Source organism: Micromonospora sp. BRA006-A, assembly GCF_033433935.1.
Classification (GTDB): Bacteria; Actinomycetota; Actinomycetes; order Mycobacteriales; family Micromonosporaceae; genus Micromonospora; species Micromonospora aurantiaca.
In genome coordinates, this window is the sequence record NZ_JANCLW010000001.1 from 1,332,047 (window position 1) to 1,349,940 (window position 17,894).

Annotated in this window: 16 protein-coding genes; 12 read left to right on the forward strand and 4 right to left on the reverse strand. The window is 74.2% G+C overall.

The window, feature by feature from the left end; translation table 11 throughout:
• Positions 1–78 precede the first annotated feature (78 nt).
• On the forward strand, positions 79–1,713 hold the full coding sequence (locus NMK34_RS06585) for an MDR family MFS transporter (protein WP_318332641.1): 1,635 nt from the start codon (positions 79–81) through the stop codon (positions 1,711–1,713).
• Positions 1,714–1,787: 74 nt separating this feature from the next.
• Complete coding sequence (locus NMK34_RS06590; RefSeq protein ID WP_318332642.1) at positions 1,788–2,630, forward strand: phosphatase PAP2 family protein; 843 nt, start codon at positions 1,788–1,790, stop codon at positions 2,628–2,630.
• A gap of 7 nt (positions 2,631–2,637) precedes the next feature.
• On the opposite strand, the gene NMK34_RS06595 is transcribed toward NMK34_RS06590, so the two are convergent.
• Entirely contained in the window at positions 2,638–4,692 is a 2,055-nt protein-coding gene (locus NMK34_RS06595; RefSeq protein WP_318332643.1) for a cellulose binding domain-containing protein, read from the reverse strand.
• A gap of 245 nt (positions 4,693–4,937) precedes the next feature.
• Here NMK34_RS06595 and NMK34_RS06600 point away from each other — a divergent pair, with 245 nt between their 5' ends.
• The 5 genes from NMK34_RS06600 (at position 4,938) to NMK34_RS06620 (ending at position 9,689) form a co-directional block, all read left to right on the forward strand.
• Positions 4,938–5,687 (forward strand): lytic polysaccharide monooxygenase, encoded by a 750-nt coding sequence (locus tag NMK34_RS06600; protein WP_318332644.1) that lies wholly within the window; start codon positions 4,938–4,940, stop codon positions 5,685–5,687.
• Positions 5,672–6,310: a DUF305 domain-containing protein gene (locus tag NMK34_RS06605; RefSeq protein WP_318332645.1), complete on the forward strand. Its 639-nt coding sequence runs from the start codon at positions 5,672–5,674 to the stop codon at positions 6,308–6,310. The genes NMK34_RS06600 and NMK34_RS06605 overlap by 16 nt, the downstream gene beginning before the upstream one ends.
• Positions 6,311–6,638: 328 nt before the next feature.
• On the forward strand, positions 6,639–8,228 hold the full coding sequence (locus NMK34_RS06610) for a DHA2 family efflux MFS transporter permease subunit (protein WP_318332646.1): 1,590 nt from the start codon (positions 6,639–6,641) through the stop codon (positions 8,226–8,228).
• Between the two features lie 127 nt (positions 8,229–8,355).
• Positions 8,356–8,580 (forward strand): hypothetical protein, encoded by a 225-nt coding sequence (locus NMK34_RS06615; protein ID WP_120570029.1) that lies wholly within the window; start codon positions 8,356–8,358, stop codon positions 8,578–8,580.
• A gap of 35 nt (positions 8,581–8,615) precedes the next feature.
• Positions 8,616–9,689, forward strand: coding sequence for an NYN domain-containing protein (locus NMK34_RS06620; RefSeq protein ID WP_318332647.1), 1,074 nt, complete (start codon positions 8,616–8,618; stop codon positions 9,687–9,689).
• Between the two features lie 520 nt (positions 9,690–10,209).
• Here NMK34_RS06620 and NMK34_RS06625 read toward each other — a convergent pair.
• Positions 10,210–11,454, reverse strand: coding sequence for a hypothetical protein (locus NMK34_RS06625; RefSeq protein WP_318332648.1), 1,245 nt, complete (start codon positions 11,452–11,454; stop codon positions 10,210–10,212).
• A 91-nt stretch (positions 11,455–11,545) separates the two neighbouring features.
• Between NMK34_RS06625 and NMK34_RS06630 the strand changes: the two genes are divergently transcribed.
• Together NMK34_RS06630 and NMK34_RS06635 are read left to right on the forward strand one after the other, a co-directional pair.
• Positions 11,546–12,019, forward strand: coding sequence for a molybdenum cofactor biosysynthesis protein (locus tag NMK34_RS06630; protein WP_194802414.1), 474 nt, complete (start codon positions 11,546–11,548; stop codon positions 12,017–12,019).
• Between the two features lie 148 nt (positions 12,020–12,167).
• The gene (locus NMK34_RS06635; RefSeq protein ID WP_318332649.1) at positions 12,168–12,734 is read left to right on the forward strand and encodes a sigma-70 family RNA polymerase sigma factor; all 567 of its coding nucleotides are present in this window, start codon (positions 12,168–12,170) and stop codon (positions 12,732–12,734) included.
• Between the two features lie 75 nt (positions 12,735–12,809).
• Here the strand turns inward: NMK34_RS06635 and NMK34_RS06640 are convergent, their stop codons facing one another.
• On the reverse strand, positions 12,810–13,544 hold the full coding sequence (locus tag NMK34_RS06640) for a zf-HC2 domain-containing protein (protein ID WP_318332650.1): 735 nt from the start codon (positions 13,542–13,544) through the stop codon (positions 12,810–12,812).
• A 146-nt stretch (positions 13,545–13,690) separates the two neighbouring features.
• Between NMK34_RS06640 and NMK34_RS06645 the strand changes: the two genes are divergently transcribed.
• From NMK34_RS06645 to NMK34_RS06655, 3 genes are read left to right on the forward strand one after another with little or no spacing between them, the layout of a single operon-like run.
• Positions 13,691–14,893 carry a D-arabinono-1,4-lactone oxidase gene (locus NMK34_RS06645; protein WP_318332651.1) on the forward strand — a complete coding sequence of 401 codons (1,203 nt, stop codon included), beginning with the start codon at positions 13,691–13,693 and terminating at the stop codon, positions 14,891–14,893.
• Positions 14,890–15,267, forward strand: coding sequence for a sensory rhodopsin transducer (locus NMK34_RS06650; RefSeq protein WP_318332652.1), 378 nt, complete (start codon positions 14,890–14,892; stop codon positions 15,265–15,267). Before NMK34_RS06645 ends, NMK34_RS06650 begins: the two co-directional genes overlap by 4 nt.
• Positions 15,268–15,321: 54 nt before the next feature.
• The gene (locus NMK34_RS06655; RefSeq protein ID WP_318332653.1) at positions 15,322–16,401 is read left to right on the forward strand and encodes an FUSC family protein; all 1,080 of its coding nucleotides are present in this window, start codon (positions 15,322–15,324) and stop codon (positions 16,399–16,401) included.
• 9 nt (positions 16,402–16,410) lie between these two features.
• Here the strand turns inward: NMK34_RS06655 and NMK34_RS06660 are convergent, their stop codons facing one another.
• On the reverse strand, positions 16,411–17,811 hold the full coding sequence (locus NMK34_RS06660; protein ID WP_318332654.1) for an acyl-CoA synthetase: 1,401 nt from the start codon (positions 17,809–17,811) through the stop codon (positions 16,411–16,413).
• Between the last annotated feature and the right edge of the window lie 83 nt (positions 17,812–17,894).

Here is a 17,894-nt window from a genome sequence, read left to right on the forward strand (position 1 = left end):
TGCCGGGCAAGGTTTAGTGTTGATTGCTTGAGGCAACGAAGCGGCCACCCCGTATCGACACACCTGGAGGACGCGCGCATGAGCGCACCCACCACGACGGCTGCGGCCGCCCCGATGAGCAAGCGGAAGACGCTGGAGGCGCTCAGCGGTCTGCTGCTGGTGCTCTTCGTGGCCATGCTGAGCAGCACCGTGGTCTCGACCGCCCTACCGAAGATCATCGGCGCGCTCAACGGCTCGCAGACGCAGTACACCTGGGTGGTCACCGCCACCCTGCTCACCGCCACCGCGACCACCCCGATCTGGGGCAAGCTGGCCGACCTGTTCAACAAGAAGCTGCTGATCCAGATCGCCATCGTGGTGTTCCTGGTCGGGTCGGTCGCGGCCGGCTTCGCGCAGAGCGCCGGGCAGCTCATCGCCGCCCGCGCGTTCCAGGGCATCGGCGTCGGCGGCCTCCAGGCGCTCGTGCAGGTCGCCATCGCGGCCATGATCCCGCCGCGTGAGCGCGGCCGCTACAACGGCTACCTGGGCGGCGTCATGGCGCTGGCCACGGTCGGCGGTCCGCTGCTGGGCGGCCTGATCGTGGACACCTCCTGGCTCGGCTGGCGCTGGTGCTTCTTCGTCGGCGTACCGGTCGCGGCCGCCGCGCTGTTCCTGCTGCAGATCACCCTGAACCTGCCCACCGTGCGCCGGGACAACGTCAAGATCGACTACCTGGGCGCGACGCTCATCGCCGCCGGCGTCAGCGTGCTGCTGATCTGGATCTCGTTCGTCGACGACTCCTTCGCCTGGGTCTCCTGGCAGACCGGCGCCATGGTCGGCGGCTCGGTGCTGCTGCTCGCGCTCGCCGTCTGGGTGGAGGCGCGGGCTGCCGAGCCGGTGGTGCCGCTGCACATCGTCCGCGAGCGCACCACCGCCCTGGCGATTCTCGGCAGCCTCGCGGTCGGCATGGCCATGTTCGGCGGCGCGGTCTTCCTCGGCCAGTACTTCCAGATCGGCCGCGGCTACAGCCCGACCGAGGCCGGCCTGCTCACCATCCCGATGATGGCCGGTGTGCTGATCTCCTCGATCGTGGCCGGCCGGATGATCACCGCCACCGGGAAGATCAAGCCGTACATCGTGTTCGGGGCGGTCGTGCTGGTCATCGGGTTCGCCATGCTCGGCACCATCGACCACGAGACCTCGCTGGTCTTCGTCGGCCTCGCGATGTTCATCGTCGGCGTCGGTGTCGGCATGACCATGCAGAACCTGGTGCTCGCGGTGCAGAACACCGTCGCGCTCAAGGACATCGGCGCGGCCAGCGCCAGCGTCGCCTTCTTCCGCTCGCTCGGCGGCACCATCGGCGTGTCCGTGCTCGGCGCGGTGCTCGCCCGCCGGGTCACCGACCGGATCACACACGACCTCGCCGCGGCCGGCATCCCCGCTTCCGGCGGCGGCAGCACCCTCAACCTCGACGCGCTGCCCGAGCCGGTACGGCAGATCGTGCGGGCCGCGTACGGGGACGCAACGGGGCACATCTTCCTGATCTCGGCCGCCATCGCAGTGGTCGGTATCGTTGCGGCGCTGCTGCTGCGCCCGGTCACCCTGCGTTCCAGCCTCGATCTGCCGGACACCGGCCGATCGGTGGCGGTGGGAGCGGACGCCGTCGACGGCGCGCCCGCCTTCGACGAGGTGAGCGTGGACTCGGCAGGCCGGGAGGAACGCACCCGCCGCTGAGCCCGTACCCCCAGGGCCGTCGCCGACCCCGGCGGCGGCCCTGGCCCATGCGGTGACGAACCGAAGGAGGAGCCGTGGACGTCACGCGGACCGCGCCCACCCGCCTCGCCGCATGGCAGCGGGCCGCGCGGGAGCTGGCGCTGGTCGCCGTGCTCTTCCTGGCCTACAAGGCGGGCCGGCAGGTGGTGGCCGGGCACGCCGAGGTGGCCCTGGCCAACGGCGAGTGGGTCTGGCGGCTGGAGCGGCTGCTGCGCCTGCCCGACGAGATGCTCGTGCAGGGGCCGCTGCTGTCGCACGAGCTGCTGGTACGTGTCGCCAACTCCTACTACGCCTATGTGCACTTCCCGGCCACAGTGCTCTGCCTGGTCTGGCTCTGGCTGCGCCGCCCGGCGCACTACCTGCGGTTGCGGCGCGCTCTGGCGTCGCTCACGGCGGTGGCGCTGGTGCTGCACGTCTGCGTCCCGCTCGCGCCGCCGCGGCTGACCGAGATCACCGGGCTGGTCGACACCGGCACCCGGTTCGGCCCGAGCGTCTACGGACCTCCCGACACCGACCAGCTCAGCAACCAGTACGCGGCCATGCCGTCGCTGCACGTGGGCTGGGCGCTGGCGATCGCGCTGGCGCTGATGGCGGTCACCACTGGACGCCGCCGCTGGCTCTGGCTGCTCCACCCGCTGGCGACAGCGCTCGTGGTGGTGATCACCGGCAACCACTACTGGCTCGACGGCGTCGTCGCGGTGGTGCTGCTCGTGGCGATCCTGGCCGTCCTGCCGACGGCCGTGCCGGAACCGCCCACGCTCCCGTCCGGACCGGTGCGCCCGCACGTGGTGCCGGCGCCGCGCCGGGCCGGCCGCCGCCGGAACCCGAAGATCCCGGCGGCGGCCGACGTGCGGCTGCGGCCACCCGGCCGCGGCTGAGGACTCCTCAGCGCAGCGTGCAGACCGTGCCGTTGAGGCGGAACGCCCCCGGCGGCACGTTCGGCCCGCTGTACGCGCCGACGAAGCCCACTGTCGTGCTCCCGCCGTCGGCGGCGAGCCGCCGGTTGTCGGCGGTCGGCGTCACCCGGACGTCGCGGCCCTGCTGGTCCCAGGTGGCGCTCCACCCGCTGCTCACCTGCTGCCAGGCCGTGGGCCAGGTCCAGGTCAGCGTCCAGCCGTCGACGGCCTTCGCGCCCGTGTTGATGACCTCGACGTTCGCCACGTACCCGTTGCCCCAGTCGTTGTCGTCGTTGAACCGCACCGCGCAGGAGCTCTCGGCGGGGCTGCCGGTGGCGAACGTCAGCGGCGGCGACGACCACGAGACCCGCCCGGCGGTGTCCCGGGCCAGCACGTTGACCGTGTAGCGGGCGCCCGGTTCGAGGTTGCCCACGGTGAGCGACGTGCCGGCGGTCTCGCCGAGCTGCTCGCTCACCGCGCCGTACTGCCTGTGCACCTCGTACTTGGCGATCGGGGATCCGCCCGGCGTGGCCGCCGGCCAGGAGATGGTCGCCGCGCGGTCGGTCACCGCGCTCGCCGCCGGTCGGCCCGGTGCGCCGGGCCGCCCGGCCGAGCTGCCGGCCGGTCGCAGCACGAGCGTGGTCAGCGAGTACGGCGGCAGCGTCCGCGCGGTCGCGCTGCCCGAGCGGGCGGTGCTGATCGCGGTCGCGCCGTTGGTGAACGTGTGCACCGTCGGCGCCTCGTCGGCCGGGGTGAACCCGGCGTAGTCGAGCGCCACCGGGTAGGCGGTGTCCGGGTCCTTGTTGAGCAGCAGGACCGCGACATTGCCGTCCGGCCGGCGGACCGCGTGCGCGGCGACCAGCGGCTGATCGGTCCCGGCGCGGACGAGCTGGTCCCCGGGCCGGACGAACAGGTTCATCATGGACAACGCGTGGTACGGCGCGAACGGCGTGTTGAACGCCGGCTGGCACACCTCGCCGTCACTGGTGCAGTTGCCGCTGGACAGCAGCCCGAAGTCGCCGTAGTCGGTCTGCCCGGCCACCTCGGAGACGGTGCCGATGCCGTTGTGCACGTTCCACCACTGCACCGTGAACACGCCCTGCTCCAGCAGGCCGCTGTAGGCGTCGGCCAGGAACAGCGCGCCCGGCGCGGTGGTGCGGCCGGCGTCCACGTTCAGCTCGGTGAAGCTGATCCCGATCCGGTCCGCGCCGGGGCCGGCGTACCGGGCGATCTGCTGGCGCAGCAGCCAGGCCGCGTCGGGCAGGTGGTTGGTGCGGGCCAGCGAGTCGGCGGCGCTGCCGCCCGGGTACCAGTGCACGTCCACGAAGTCGATCTTCGGGCCGGCGATGGACAGCACGGTCTGGTTCCACGGCCCCGGATCCGATCCGGCGGTGATGCCGTCCGGCCAGTTGCCGGGCATGGTGAGCACCGCGCCGACCTTGATGCTCGGGTCGACCGCCTTCATCGCGTCGGCGTACTCGACCACCAGCCGCGCGTACTGGGTGGCGCTCTTGTCCGGGTGGTCGTCGGCCTCCCAGGCCGAGCCGTAGTGGCCGTTGCCGTAGTTCTCGTTGCCGACGGTCCACCACTTGGCGCCGTAGTCCTTTGTGACGTTGGCGTAGCGGACCCACGCCGCCGCCTCGGCGGGCGTGCCGGTGCCGTAGTTCGCGATGATCATCGGCCCGGCGCCGACGCGGCGGGCGCCGGCCATGAACGTGTCGAAGTCGGTGTTCGGCGCGACGTAGCCGCCGGGCGCGGTGTGCGTCTCCCAGTGGTAGATGTCGGCGTACGAGCCGCCGGGGTAGCGCAGCATCTTCACGCCCGCGGCCTTCAGCAGGTCGGACGTCTCGGCGCTGCCGAGCTGCGCGTCCCAGATGGCGTGGTTGACGCCGAGCGCGGTGGCCGGGACGGTGGCCAGCCCGGCGCGGGTGTTCACGGTGACGGTGACCGGGTCGGTGGGTTCGGCGGCGGCCGGTCCGCCGGCGGTGCCGAGCGCGGTGGCGAAGAGCAGCAGGCCGGCCGCGAACGCAGTGGGTCTTCTCATCCGGGGATGTCCTTCGGGGAAGTGGGACGACGGGGAGATGCCCGGTTCTGCGTCGTCCTCCCGGAGCCGTGACGGCGGCGGGTGCCCACGAACGACGATCGGCTCCGCGCGACGAGCCATCGATGAGGATCATACGCCCGGCGCGGGGGAGTGCAGGGCATAATTTATAGACAGGAGTCTTTACTGTTAACAATGTTTAATTTATGTTCGGGGCACCTTCCGTTCCCCCCGAAGGAGTTGCCACCATGCGCCGAAGAATCACCCTCCCGCTGCTCACCGCCGGTGCCGTCACCGGGACGCTGGCGCTCGCCGCGCCCGCCCAGGCCCACGGCTACGTCTCCTCGCCGCCGAGCCGGCAGGCGCTCTGCGCGCAGAACCGGGTGCCCGACTGCGGTCAGATCAAGTACGAGCCGCAGAGCGTCGAAGGCCCCAAGGGTCTGCGCAGCTGCCACGCCGGCATCGCCCAGTTCGCGGTCCTCAACGACGACAGCCGCAACTGGCCGGCCACAGCGGTCGGCAGCAGCGTCACGTTCACCTGGGTCAACACCGCCCGCCACGCCACCGCCAACTGGGAGTACTGGATCGGCGGCACCCGGGTCGCCGTGGTCGACGGCGGCGGCCGCCAGCCCGGCGCGACCGTGTCGCACACGGTCAACCTCGGCGGCTTCTCCGGCCGGCAGAAGCTGCTCGCCATCTGGAACATCTCCGACACCGCCAACGCGTTCTACTCCTGCGTCGACCTCCAGATCGGCGGCGGAGGCGGCAACCCGACCCCGTCACCCACCCCGACCGCTGCGCCCACCACGCCCGCGCCCTCGCCCACGCCCACCCGGACCAGCAGCCCGGTGCCGGGCGGCACGTGGACCGCCGGGCGGGCGTACCAGGTCGGTGACACGGTCACCTACGACGGCCGCAGCTACCGCTGCCGCCAGGCGCACACCGCCATCGCCGGCTGGGAACCGCCGAACGTACCGGCGCTGTGGCAGCAGATCTGAGCCCGCGTACCCGCGCGGCGGAGCCGGCCGGTCCCCGGCTCCGCCGCGCGTCCGCCCGCCCCGCCACGGCGCTGCTCGCGGTGATGCTGGCCCTGACCGGGTGCGGCGCCCCGACCGCCGATCCGTCCCCGCCGGTCCCGTCCGCCACGGCCCCGGTCCCGGCCGGCGCGGACACCACGATCAGTGGGCTCGACGCGCTGTTCCTGGCCATGATGGTGGCGCACACCGAGCAGACGCTGGAGATCGTCCGGCTCGGCCTCGACCGCGCCGGCGACCCGCGCGTCCGCACGCTCATCGCCGCCGTCCGGGCCACCGAGACCGACGAACTGGCCACCATGCGCGGCTGGCTGCGCGAGGCCGGCCCGTCGGCCGCAGCCGCGGCCGCCCGGCACGACCACTCCGGGCACAGCGACGCCACCGCCGGACTGGCCCGGCTGCGCGCCGCCGCACCCGCCGACGCCGACCGGGTGCTGCTCGACGTGCTCACCCGGCACCAGCGCACCGCGGCCGACCTCGCCCGCGCCCAGGTCGCCGCCGGGACCAGCGAGCGGGTACGCGACCTCGCCCGCCGCATCGACCGCTCGCGTACGGCCGAGGTCGACCTGATGTCCGGCCTGGGCTGATCGGCGGGCCGGCGGAAGCGCCGGAGCCGCCTGGACGCGGCATGACCTTCGTCACGGTCGTCGCCGCCGGTGGCCGCCTCGACAAGAGCGGCGAATCGGCGCGCACCAGCCCTTTCCGCGATCCGCCCGCGCGGGTCGGGGCCGGCGGCGCGGCCGGTTCGCGTGCCGCCGCGGTTCTCCCGTCGGCAAAACCGGCCGCGTCTCGTCCCAGGTCATGGCTACGCTGTCGCCCGGACGCCGCCCCGCCGCGCGTTCCGCCCGCGCTCCGCAGACGGCGCGCGGCGCCGCCGCCGACACCCAGTGCCGGACCGGATCCAGGAGACCGTCAGTGACCCAGCAACCCGTAGCGACGTCGACGAAACTCGACGCCGCCGTACTCAAGGTGGCCGGCGTCGTCGTGCTCGGTGCGATCATGTCGATCCTCGACGTGACAGTCGTCAGCGTGGCGCTGCCGACGTTCCAGAGCGAGTTCGACGCCACGTACGCCCGCGTCGCGTGGACCATGACCGGCTACACGCTCGCGCTCGCCACGGTGATCCCGCTGAGCGGCTGGGCCGCCGACCGGTTCGGCACGAAACGCCTCTACATGGTGGCGCTGGCGCTGTTCACCATCGGCTCCGGGCTGTGCGCCACGGCCGACTCGATCGGCGAGCTGATCGCCTGGCGGGTCGTCCAGGGCCTCGGCGGCGGCATGCTCATGCCGCTCGGCATGACGATCATGACGCGGGCCGCCGGCCCGCACCGCATCGGCCGCCTGATGGCCGTGCTCGGCATCCCGATGCTGCTCGGCCCGATCACCGGCCCGATCCTCGGCGGCTGGCTGATCGACGTCGCGAGCTGGCACTGGATCTTCCTGATCAACCTGCCGATCGGCGTGGTCGCCCTGGTCTACGCCCAGCTCGCCCTGCCCAGGGACAACGCCGAGCCGTCCGAGTCGTTCGACTTCCTCGGCATGCTCATGCTCTCGCCGGGTCTCGCGCTGTTCCTCTACGGCATCTCCACGCTGCCCGAGACCGGCACCGTCGCCGACACCAAGGTCTGGCTGCCGATGCTCGCCGGCGGCGCGCTCGTGATCGCCTTCGTGCTCTACTCGTTCCGGCCCCGGCACCCGCTGCTCGACCTGCGGCTGTTCCGCAACCGCAACCTGACCATCGCCACCGTCACCATGTTCGTGTTCATCATCGCCTTCATGGGCGCGGGCCTGCTGTTCCCCAGCTACTTCCTCCAGGTGCGCGGCGAGACGACGCTGACCGCGGGCCTGCTGATCGCGCCGCAGGGCATCGGCGCGATGCTGACCATGCCGATCGCCGGTATGCTCGCCGACCGCGTGCCGGTCGGCCGGACGGTGCCGTTCGCGCTGGTGCTCATCGCGGCCGGGTTCTTCACCTTCACCCAGCTCGGCACCGACACGTCGTACTGGCTGCTCTGCGGCTCGCTGTTCGTGATGGGCCTCGGCATGGGCGGCACGATGATGCCGATCATGACCTCGGCGCTGAAGACGCTCAGCGCGGCGGAGGTGGCGCGCGGGTCCACGCTCGTCAACATCCTCCAGCAGATCGGCGGCTCGGTCGGCGCCGCGGTCATGTCGGTCATCCTCACCAGTGAGCTGAACGGCTCGCGGCCGATCCCCGGCGTCACCGACCCGGCCACCGGCACCCCGCTGACCGAGGCCCAGCTCGCCATCGCCTCCCAGCAGCGGCCCGAGCTGATCCAGCAGTTCCCGGTGCCGCCGTCGCTGATCGAGCGCGGGCTCGACTACGCGGCGAACTCCTTCTCCACCACGTTCTGGGTCGCCTTCGGCCTGGTGTTGCTGACCTTCATCCCGGCCGCGTTCCTGCCCCGCCGCCGCGAGCCCTCGCACCTGCTCGACGGCGAGCCGGGCGAGGACAAGCGTCCGGTGCCGGTCCCGATCCACTGACCGCCGCCGTGATCCAGGGCCGGACGCACATGCGTCCGGCCCTGGGCCGTCTCCGGCGCCGCGATCCGCCACCCCGGCCACGGCCGGCGCCTAGGATCGGAGACGGAACCGGAGGAAGGCGGCCAGCGTGAGCGCAGACGACGCGCAGCGGTCGGCGCGACGGCGTAACCGGCTGCTGCTCGCGGGCCTGCTCGCCGTCGTCGGGCTGATCCTGCTGCTGCTCGGCCTCACGGTCGCCACCGGCACCGTCGCCGGCGTCGAGGTGGTGCTCGCGTTGTTGCTGCTGGTCGCCAGCTACGCGATCCAGCGGGTGGCCCGCCGCGAGACCGTCTACCGCGACGAGCGGCGCTGACCGGTCCGGCGGTCCGGCCGGGCTAGGCTGCCGGTGTGGATCACGAAGACCGGATTGCGCTGTTCCTCGACTACGAGAACCTGGCCCTCGGCGTACGGGACCATCACGGCGGCCGGCCGTTCGACTTCCGGCCGATCGCCGACGCGCTCGCCGAGCGGGGACGCGTGGTGGTGCGCCGCGCGTACGCCGACTGGTCGTACTTCGACGAGGACCGGCGCATGCTCACCCGCTCACACGTCGAGCTGATCGAGATCCCGCAGCGGATGGGCGCCTCGCGCAAGAACGCCGCAGACATCAAGATGGCGGTGGACGCGGTCGAGCTGGCGTTCGAGCGTGGCTACATCTCCACGTTCGTGATCTGCACCGGGGACAGCGACTTCACCCCGCTCGTGCACAAGCTGCGCGAACTCAACAAGCGGGTGATCGGCGTCGGGGTGGAGAAGTCCACCTCCGCGCTGCTGCCGCCGGCCTGCGACGAGTTCCTCTACTACGACCGCCTCGAAGGCGTCGACGTACCGCCACCGGCCGCCCGCCGGTCGCGTCCGGCCCGGCCCTCACCGGCGGAGCCGGCACCCGAGCCCGCCGTCGAGACCGCCCCGGCCGAGGAGGAGTCGGCGCGCGACGTCGACACGCTCGCCGTGCAGCTCGTGCAGACGGTGGCCGGCATGCAGGGCAGCTCCAGCGGCGATGTGACCGCCTCCGCGCTCAAGCGCGCGCTGCTGCGCAAGGATCCCACGTTCAGCGAGTCCGACTACGGCTTCCGGACCTTCGGTGAGCTCCTGCGCCACCTCGCGGCGCACAACGTGGTCGAGCTGGCCGCCGGGCCCGCGAAGGGCGACCCGGAGGTGTCCCTACCCGAGCAGGGCGACCGGGAGGTCGCATTCGGGCTGCTGCGCTCCGTGGTGGTGGACCTCGCCGCGGACGGCGGCGCGGTGGCGCTGTCCGGCCTCAAGGACCAGCTCCGGCGGGCGCGGCCCGACTTCAGCGAGAAGAAGCTCGGCTACCGCAGCTTCCTCCAGTTCTGCAAGGCCGCGGCGACGGGCGGCGTGGTGGCGTTGCGCTGGAGCCCGGACGACGGCGACTACCTCCTGACTCCCCAGACCCCCTGACGAGTCCTCCCGGCCCTTCGCCTCCGCGATCTTGCACTTGCTGACCTTCGAAAGCGGGATGAATCGCCTATTCCGAGGGCACTAAGTGCAAGATCGACGGGCGCGGGGCGCGGGGCGCGGGGCGCGGGGCGCGGGGCGCGGGGCGCGGGGCGCGGGGCGCGGGGCTTGAGGGCTCGAGGGGATGGGATCGGGCGGCGAGGGGATGCGGCGGTGGGACGTGGCTGCGGGAAGGGCTGCGCCGGTGGGCCACGGCGCTGACCGATCTTCCCCGCCTGGGACACCCAGCTTGATCCACGCCAGCTCGCCGAGGTGGCGGGGTCCGAGCCGGCCGGATGCCGCCACCTCGGCGTAATGGTGTCGATCAAGCGGCCACCACGGGTGTCGATCAAGCAGTCGCCACGGCAACCGCCCGGACACAGCCGATCAGCAGCCCGGGCGCGGCCACCTCGTTCGCCGTCCTCGACCGGTACGCCGAGGACGGCGGCACCTTCATCCCCGGCTGGCACTCGACTCCGCGGGGTCAGGAGAGGGCCGCGTCCACCTGGGCTGTCGCGCCGAGCCTTACCGCCAGGCCGAGCCGTCGGCCCACCGGGTCCAGCAGGGCCGGCTCGGACGAGACGCTCGGGCTCGGGTCGCCGGTGGGGCCGGGCTCTCCGGTCGGACTCGGGTCGCCCGTCGGGCTCGCGGTCGGCGCCGGAGTCACCTGGTCGGCGGGAGGGCTGGGCGGTTCGACGGGCGTCGACGGGCGGTCGCCGACGCGGGCCGGCGGCGACCCGGCGACGGGCGGTGCGGTGGTGAGGATCCGCGCCCCGGATTGGGCGGTCGCATTCGGGCGCTTCGGCGGCGGCGCGGGCCGGGTCGGCCGGACCGCCGGCGACGACGGGTCGACCGGGGTCGCCACGGGCGGCATCCCAGGTGCGGGCGGTGCGGCCGTGGTGGCGGGCGCGGTCGCCTGTCCGTGCGCCGGATCGGTCTGCCCGGCTGTCGCCGTCCAGGTGCCGGCGGAGGTGACGCCCAGCAGCACGGCCACCGCCGCGACGCCCGCCGCGGCCAGCCGCTGGGGGAGTGCCCGGTCGGCCGGGGCGTCCCACGGGCCGAGCGGCCGGGGTGGCCGGGGCCGGGCCGCCCGGTGGGCGGACCGCAGCGCCTCGACGTCCTCGACGCACGCCTCCCGCGTACCGGTGGCGTCGGCGTGGGCCAGCGTGAGGTAGAACCTGGCGTTCGCCGCGCCCGGGGCCGGCATCCGCAGGCCCGCCGGGGCGCCGCCGTCGGCGTCGTGCAGCAGGGTGACCGGTCGGTCCGGGTGGTGCCCGAGGCCGCGTACGTCCCGCAGGGGCCAGTCCCGCCGGGCGTCGGGCCCGGCGAAGGCCACCCGCCGGTCGGTCACCACGGCTGCGCCGCTGCCCACCACGCGCAGTCCCGCCGGCAGCGGGCCGTCGGCCGGGTCGAGACAACCGGCGAGCGCGCGGCCCGGCACCGGCAGCCCGGGCAGGTGCCGAGCCGTCGCCTCGACCAGGTCGACCGTGGGCAGGATGCGGTAGACGACCTCGCCGTCGTCCAGCGGCACCGGCAGCGCGGTACCGGGCAGCGGGCAGCCGCGGAAGCCCGCCGCCTCCATCGACAGCCGGTCGAGGTGGTCGGCGCGGCGGCGCCAGGTCCGGGCCGCCGTCTCGTACGCCTGGCGCCGGCGCTCGTTCTCGCGCCGCGCCCAGGCCAGTCGCCGCTGCGGATGAGCCCCGATCGCGTCGGGTCGCCTCGCCGTCACACCTGGTACAACGCCCTGCGGAGAACCCGGATACGTGAGCGCGGCTATCGTCCGGTTTGGCGGTGTTATGCCCGCGATTAGACTTCGGGGCATGCCGCGGATCGTCCAGTTGCTGGCCTCGCCCGTGCACCGGTACGTGGGCCGCCCGGCGGACGGACCCGCCCCCGCGCCACCTGGTGAACTGGTCGACCGGGTGGAGCTACGCGCCGGGCTCGGCATCGTCGGTGACCGCTACTTCGGCCGCCCCGCGCACCGGCAGGCGAGCGTCACGCTGATCGCGCGGGAGTCGCTGCCGCCCGGCGCGGACCTCACCCAGCTGCGGCGCAACGTGCTCACCGAGGGCATCCCGGTGGACGATCTGGTGGGCCGCGTGCTCACGCTCGACTCCGGCGACGGCCCGGTCCGGCTGCGCGTGCATCGGGCCGCGCCGCCCTGCGCCTGGCTCGACGTGGTGGTCGCCCCCGGCACGTGGAAGGCGATGCGCCGCCGCGGCGGCGTCCGGTGCGCCCCGCTCACCGACGGCGTGCTGCGGGTCGGACCGGTCACCGTGTCCGTCGACGACTGACAGCGAGGGAACTTTCCCCGCCCGCCGGCCGACCAACCGGAGGGCGAGCGGCACTGCGGCCCCGTCAGGAGGGACGCGGAATGAACCGAGCGGGGCGCGCATCCGTACCGTCCGGCATGAGCATGCCGGACCGGCGGGCCGGCCGCGGATGAGCCCGGACGCCGACGACGAGCAGGTGACCGGGTGGGCGCGCCGCGCCGCCCGGGGTGACCAGCTGGCCGCTGCCGCGTTCGTGCGGGCCCTCCAGACGCCGGTGTGGCGCTTCCTCGCCCACCTGGCCGGGCCGGCCGAGGCCGACGACCTGACCCAGGAGACGTTCCTGCGCGCGCTGCGCAGCCTGCCCGGCTTCGCGGGCCGGTCGTCGGCGCGTACCTGGATCTTCACCATCGCCCGCCGCGTCGCGGTGGATCATGTGCGGGCGGCGACCGCCCGGCCCCGGGTGGCCGCGCTGCCGGACTGGCAGGCCGCCGCCGAGGCGGCCGGCGCGGTGACCGGCGGCGGGGACGACGGCGTGGTGCTGCGCGGTCTCATCGCCACGCTGGCGCCGGAGCGGCGGGAGGCCTTCGTGGCGACCCAGGTGCTCGGCCTGTCCTACGCCGAGGCGGCCGAGGTGTGTGGGTGCCCGGTGGGCACCATCCGCTCCCGCGTGGCCCGCGCCCGGGAGGATCTGGTCGCCGCCTGGTCCGGCGACGTCCGCGACCGCCGGGCCCGCTGACACCACGACCACCGTGCCCCGCCGGACCGCGACCGGCCGGGGAGGCCGCGGCCCGGAGACCCGCGCGGCGGGCCGTCAGGCGGCGCGCCGGTCGCGGGCCTGTGCGGGGTACGGGCCGGGCGGCACCAGCCGCAGCGCCGGCGCGGCCGGTTCCTCGGCCGGCAGCGCCCACCGCGAGCCCTCCGACCGGCGCTGCCCGGGCGGGGTGTCGCCGGGGCGCCGGCCGAGGCGGGACAGCACCAGCATCACGGCCCAGCCGACCAGCAGGAAACCGTGGCTGACCAGCCGGGTCATCGCCACCTGCCCGGTGATGAGGTCGTTGACGGACAGCAGCACGAGCGTGGCGACGAACGCGCTGAGCATCGGCAGCAGGCCGGACGGGGCGGACCGGCGCGCGGCCACGTAGAGGAACCCGGCGCCGACGGCGACGTTCCAGGCCGCCGACTCGTGCCACAGGTGCTGGCCGGAGGCGTGCGCGTGCTCGACGACCGCCTCCCGGCCGATCTGGGCCAGGCCGAGCACGAGTTGCACCGCGCCGAGCAGGCCGAGCGCCCCGCGCAGGCCGAGCGTGATCCGGTGGCGGCGGCTGGGCCGGGGCGGGGGAGCGGCGGCCAGGACCGCGTCGACCAGGTCGGGCACCCGAGGGGCGAGCTGCGTACGGGCCCGCCGGGTCACCGACGCCGCCGAGTCGAACCAGCCGCGGCAGCCGGCGCAGCCGGTCAGGTGCGCCTCGGCCGCCTCGATCTCCGAGCCGGACGCCTCACCGTCCAGCTGTGCCGACAGGATCTCCCGCCACTGCTCACACACCATGTAGGGATAGTCGTCGCCAGAGCCGCGCTGGTTCCCGGCGGGGTGCGGGTCACGCCGCGTCACCCGGCGGCGACGGTCACGGCGCGTCGGACGTGCCGGCGACTACCCCCGGCGGGCACGGGTAAGCCCGCCCGGGAGGGACCGCTGTGACACGCGAATTCGTGAACTGGTCCGGCAGTCTCCGCTTCACGCCGGCGGACCGGGCCGAGCCGGCCGACGAGGCCGAGGTGTGCGCCCTGGTGCGCCGCGCCCGGGCTGCCGGCGCCACCGTCCGGCCGGTCGGCTCCGGGCACTCGTCCAGCCCGCTGGTGCGGACCGACGGGATCCTACTCAGCCTGGACCGGCTGTCCGGCGTGATCTGCGACGACGGGCGACTGGCGACCGCGTGGGCCGGCACCAAGCTCCGGGCGCTCGGCGAGGGGCTCTACGACGCCGGGCTGGCCATGGACAACCTGGGTGACGTCGACTACCAGTCGATCGCCGGGGCGACCGCCACCGGCACCCACGGCACCGGCATCGGATTCGGGAACCTGAGCACCCAGGTCACCGGCGTACGCCTGGTCACCGGCACCGGCGACGTGCTGGACGTGGACGCGCGCCGCAACCCGGACCTGCTGCCCGCCGTCCGTCTCTCCCTCGGTGCGCTGGGCGTGGTCACCCGGATCACGCTCGACGTGCAGCCGACCTACCAGCTGCACCGCCGTTCCTGGTGCGCGCACCTCGACTGGACCCTGGACCACCTCGCCGAACTCCAGCACACCAACCGCAACATGGACTTCTACTGGTACCCGCGCAGCGACCGGACGCAGATCCGGGTGATCAACCGCACCGACACGGACGCCGCGCCGGAACGGGCGCAGTCCCGGCTGCCGGACGGCGAGCCCCGGCAGAGCCAGGTCGGGCCGACCCACCGCACCATTCCCCGGGACCGGGAGCTGCGCTTCGAGGAGATCGAGTACATGCTGCCGTCGGAGGCGTTCCCGGCCTGCTTCGCCGAGGTACGCCGCCGGGTGCGCGACCGGCACCGCCGGGTGGCCGCCTGGCGGGTTCTCGTCCGCACCATCGCCGCCGACGACATCTGGCTCAGCAACGCCTACGGCCGGCCCACCACCACGATCGCCTGCCTGCAGAACACCTCACTGCCGTACGAGGAGTACTTCCGGGACGTGGAGGCGGTGTTCCGGCACTACGGCGGACGCCCGCACTGGGGCAAGAAGCACTGGCTCGGCGCGCGGGAACTGCGTCCCCTCTATCCCCGCTGGGACGACTTCCAGGCGGTGCGCCGCCGGCTCGACCCGGACGGGGTGTTCCTCACCCCGGACCTGGCCCGGCTGCTGGAGGAGTCGTGACCGCGCCGGTCGGCGCCCGGGTCTGGGTGGTGCCCGGCGGGCACGTGCCGTTCCCCGCGCACGGCCCGGAACCGGCGTTCACCGCCTTCGACCAGCTCTGCGTGCTCAACGCCGGTGACCGGGACGCCGCTGTGGAACTGGACTTCTACTACCAGGACACCGAGCCGGTGGGGCCGTACCGGCTGCTGGTCGGCGCGCGCCGCATCCGGCACGTACGGGTCAACGACCTGATCGATCCGGAGGCGGTGCGGCTGGACCGCCCGTACGGCTGCGTGCTGCGCTCCCCGGAGCCGGTGGTGGTGCAGTTCCTGCGCCAGGACACCCGGCTGCCCGGCGTGGTGGCGCTGACCGGCACGATGGCGTACCCCGGATGAGGTTCGAGCGGTTGGCCGCGGGTACCCCGGCGTATGCGGGCTGCCGTCGACCGGGTGCGTGACGCGGGCCGGATTGGCCACCGGAGGCTGCGCACGTACTTCCTCGTGGCGGTCCAGGCCGGTCTGGCGGCCGCACTGGCCTGGACGGTGGCCCGCGAGGTGCTCGGCAACCCCGACCCGACGTTCGCGCCGGCCGCGGCGGTGAGCGTCATCGCCGCCTCGCTCGGCAACCGCACCCGGCGGACGGTGGAGCTGGTGATCGGGGTGGTCCTCGGCATCGTCGTCGGCGACCTGCTGATCCGTCTCTTCGGCACCGGGCCGTGGCAGACCGGCGTGATCGTGTTCCTGGCCGTCTCCGCGGCGGTGCTCGTCCGCGGCACCGGCGCGCTCGTCACCCAGGCCGGCGGTACGGCGGTACTGGTCGCCACGCTGACCCCGGTGTCGCCCGACCTGGAGCTGCCCCGGACCGTCAACGCGCTCGTCGGCGGCGTCTCCGGCCTGCTCGTGGTGCTGGTGATCGCGCCGCTGAACCCGCTGCGCGCGGTCCGCCGCGTCGCGGACCCGGCGCTCGACACGTTCGCGTGCCAGATGACCGCGTCGGCGGAGGCGCTGGCGCGGGCCGACGTGCGCGCGGCCGACGAGGTGCTGGCCCGGATGCGCGCCGCCGAGACGGAGCTGGACCAGATCGACGAGATGGTCACCGCCGCCGACGAGGTGGTCCGGTTCTCCCCGGTGCGCTGGCGGCGACGACGGGCCCTGGCCGCGTACCGGCACGGCGCCGAGCACCTGGACCGGGCGTTCCGCAACAGCCGCGGCATGGTCCGCCGGATCGGCACCACATTGCGGGACCGGGAGCCGGTGCCGCCGCAGCTACCAGCCGCGCTCGAGCACTTCAGCGAGGCGATCCGGCTGCTGCACCGGGAGTTCCTGGCCGCCGAGGAGCCGGTCGCCGCCCGGGAGCGGGTGCTGTGCGCGGTCCGTGACGCGGGTGAGGCGTGCCGGCAGGACATCGGCTTCTCCGGCACCATCGTGGTGTCGCAGTTGCGGACCGTCGCCAACGACCTGCTGCGCGCCACTGGTGTGCCGCCGGACGAGGCCCGCCGGCTCGTCCGCCGCGCGGCTGCGGCCCGCTGAGAGGGCCGGTCACGCCTCGGTCAGGCGGGACTTCTGCACCTTGCCCATCGCGTTGCGGGGCAGCGCGCCGACCAGCCGTACCTGGCGGGGGCGCTTGTGCGCGGACAGGTGCCGCGCCACGAAGTCGATCAGCTCGGTCTCGGCCACGCCGTCGCCGACCACGTACGCGGTCACCTGCTGCCCCAGGTCGGGGTGGGGCGTGCCGACCACCGCCGCCTCCCGGACGCCCGGGTGTGCCAGGAGGGCGTCCTCCACCTCACCGGCCCCGATCCGGTAGCCGCCGCTCTTGATCAGGTCGCTGGCGGCCCGGCCGACGATCCGGTGCACGCCGTCCGGGTCGACCCTGGCGATGTCGCCGGTGCGGAACCAGCCGTCGGCGGTGCGGGTGGCCATGTCGGCGTCCGGCCGGTTCAGGTAGCCGTCGAACAGTGTGCCGCCGCGTACCTGCAGCTCACCCATGGCGGTGCCGTCGGCGGGCAGCGGGCCGCCGTGCTCGTCCACCACCCGCGTGTGCACGCCGGGCAGCGGCACGCCGACCGTGCCCGGCCGCCGGGGAGCGTCGGCGCGGGCGCTCACCGTGACGAGCGTCTCGGTCATCCCGTACCGCTCCAGCGCCCGGTGCCCGGTCAGCCCGGCCAGTGCCGCGAAGACCGGCTCGGGCAGCGCCGCGCTGCCGGACACGAGCAGCCGGGCGCCGCGCAGCGCCCGCGCCGCCGCGGGTTGCGCCGCGATCCGCGACCAGATCGTGGGTACGCCGAAGTACAGCGAGCCGCCGGCTGCCGCGTACCGCTCGGGGTGGGACCGGCCGACGTGGTGCAGCCGGCTGCCGACGCGCAGCGGGCCGAGCACGCCGAGCACCAGCCCGTGTACATGGAACAGCGGCAGACCGTGTGCCAGCACGTCGTCCGGGGTCCAGGACCACGCGTCGGCGAGCCCGTCCAGGCAGGCGGCGACCGCGCGGCGGGACAGCACCGCGCCCTTCGGCGCGCCGGTGGTGCCGGAGGTGTAGAGGATCAGCGCGGTGGCCGCCGGGTCCGGTTCGGGGTGTGTGGTGTCCGCGCGCCGGGCCAGGTCCAGCGGCACGACCGGCGGCGCGCCGGCGTCCGGCGTGCCCGGCGCGGCCAGCAGCAGTTCCGCGCCGGAGTCGCGCAGGATGTGGTCGCGTTCCATCGGGCCCGCGTCGGGCGGCACGGGCACCACCGCCGCGCCGGCGAGCAGCCCGCCGACCACGCCGACCACCGTCTCCAGGGTCGCGGTGGCGGGCACCGCCACCCGGGTGGCGCCGCGCAGGTCGTCGGCGACGGCGGCGGCCGCCCGGCGTAGTTCCACCCAGGACAGCGACCGGTCGCCCACCCGGACCGCGCCCGGACGGTCGTCGGTGGCCTCGGCGAGCCGGCTGAGCAGCAACACGGGCACCCCTTCCCGGTACGTCCCTGACGTGACCGTAGCCGGACGGGCAACCCCTGCCCGGCCCGTCGTCAGGAATGTGTCAT

Excerpts from the sequence above, each read along its gene's own strand:
- NMK34_RS06585 (WP_318332641.1), top strand. The coding sequence starts at position 79 with ATGAGCGCACCCACCACGACGGCTGCGGCCGCCCCGATGAGCAAGCGG.
- NMK34_RS06595 (WP_318332643.1), bottom strand. The coding sequence starts at position 4,692 with ATGAGAAGACCCACTGCGTTCGCGGCCGGCCTGCTGCTCTTCGCCACC.
- NMK34_RS06600 (WP_318332644.1), top strand. The coding sequence starts at position 4,938 with ATGCGCCGAAGAATCACCCTCCCGCTGCTCACCGCCGGTGCCGTCACC.
- NMK34_RS06630 (WP_194802414.1), top strand. The coding sequence starts at position 11,546 with ATGCCGCGGATCGTCCAGTTGCTGGCCTCGCCCGTGCACCGGTACGTG.
- NMK34_RS06635 (WP_318332649.1), top strand. The coding sequence starts at position 12,168 with ATGAGCCCGGACGCCGACGACGAGCAGGTGACCGGGTGGGCGCGCCGC.
- NMK34_RS06640 (WP_318332650.1), bottom strand. The coding sequence starts at position 13,544 with ATGGTGTGTGAGCAGTGGCGGGAGATCCTGTCGGCACAGCTGGACGGT.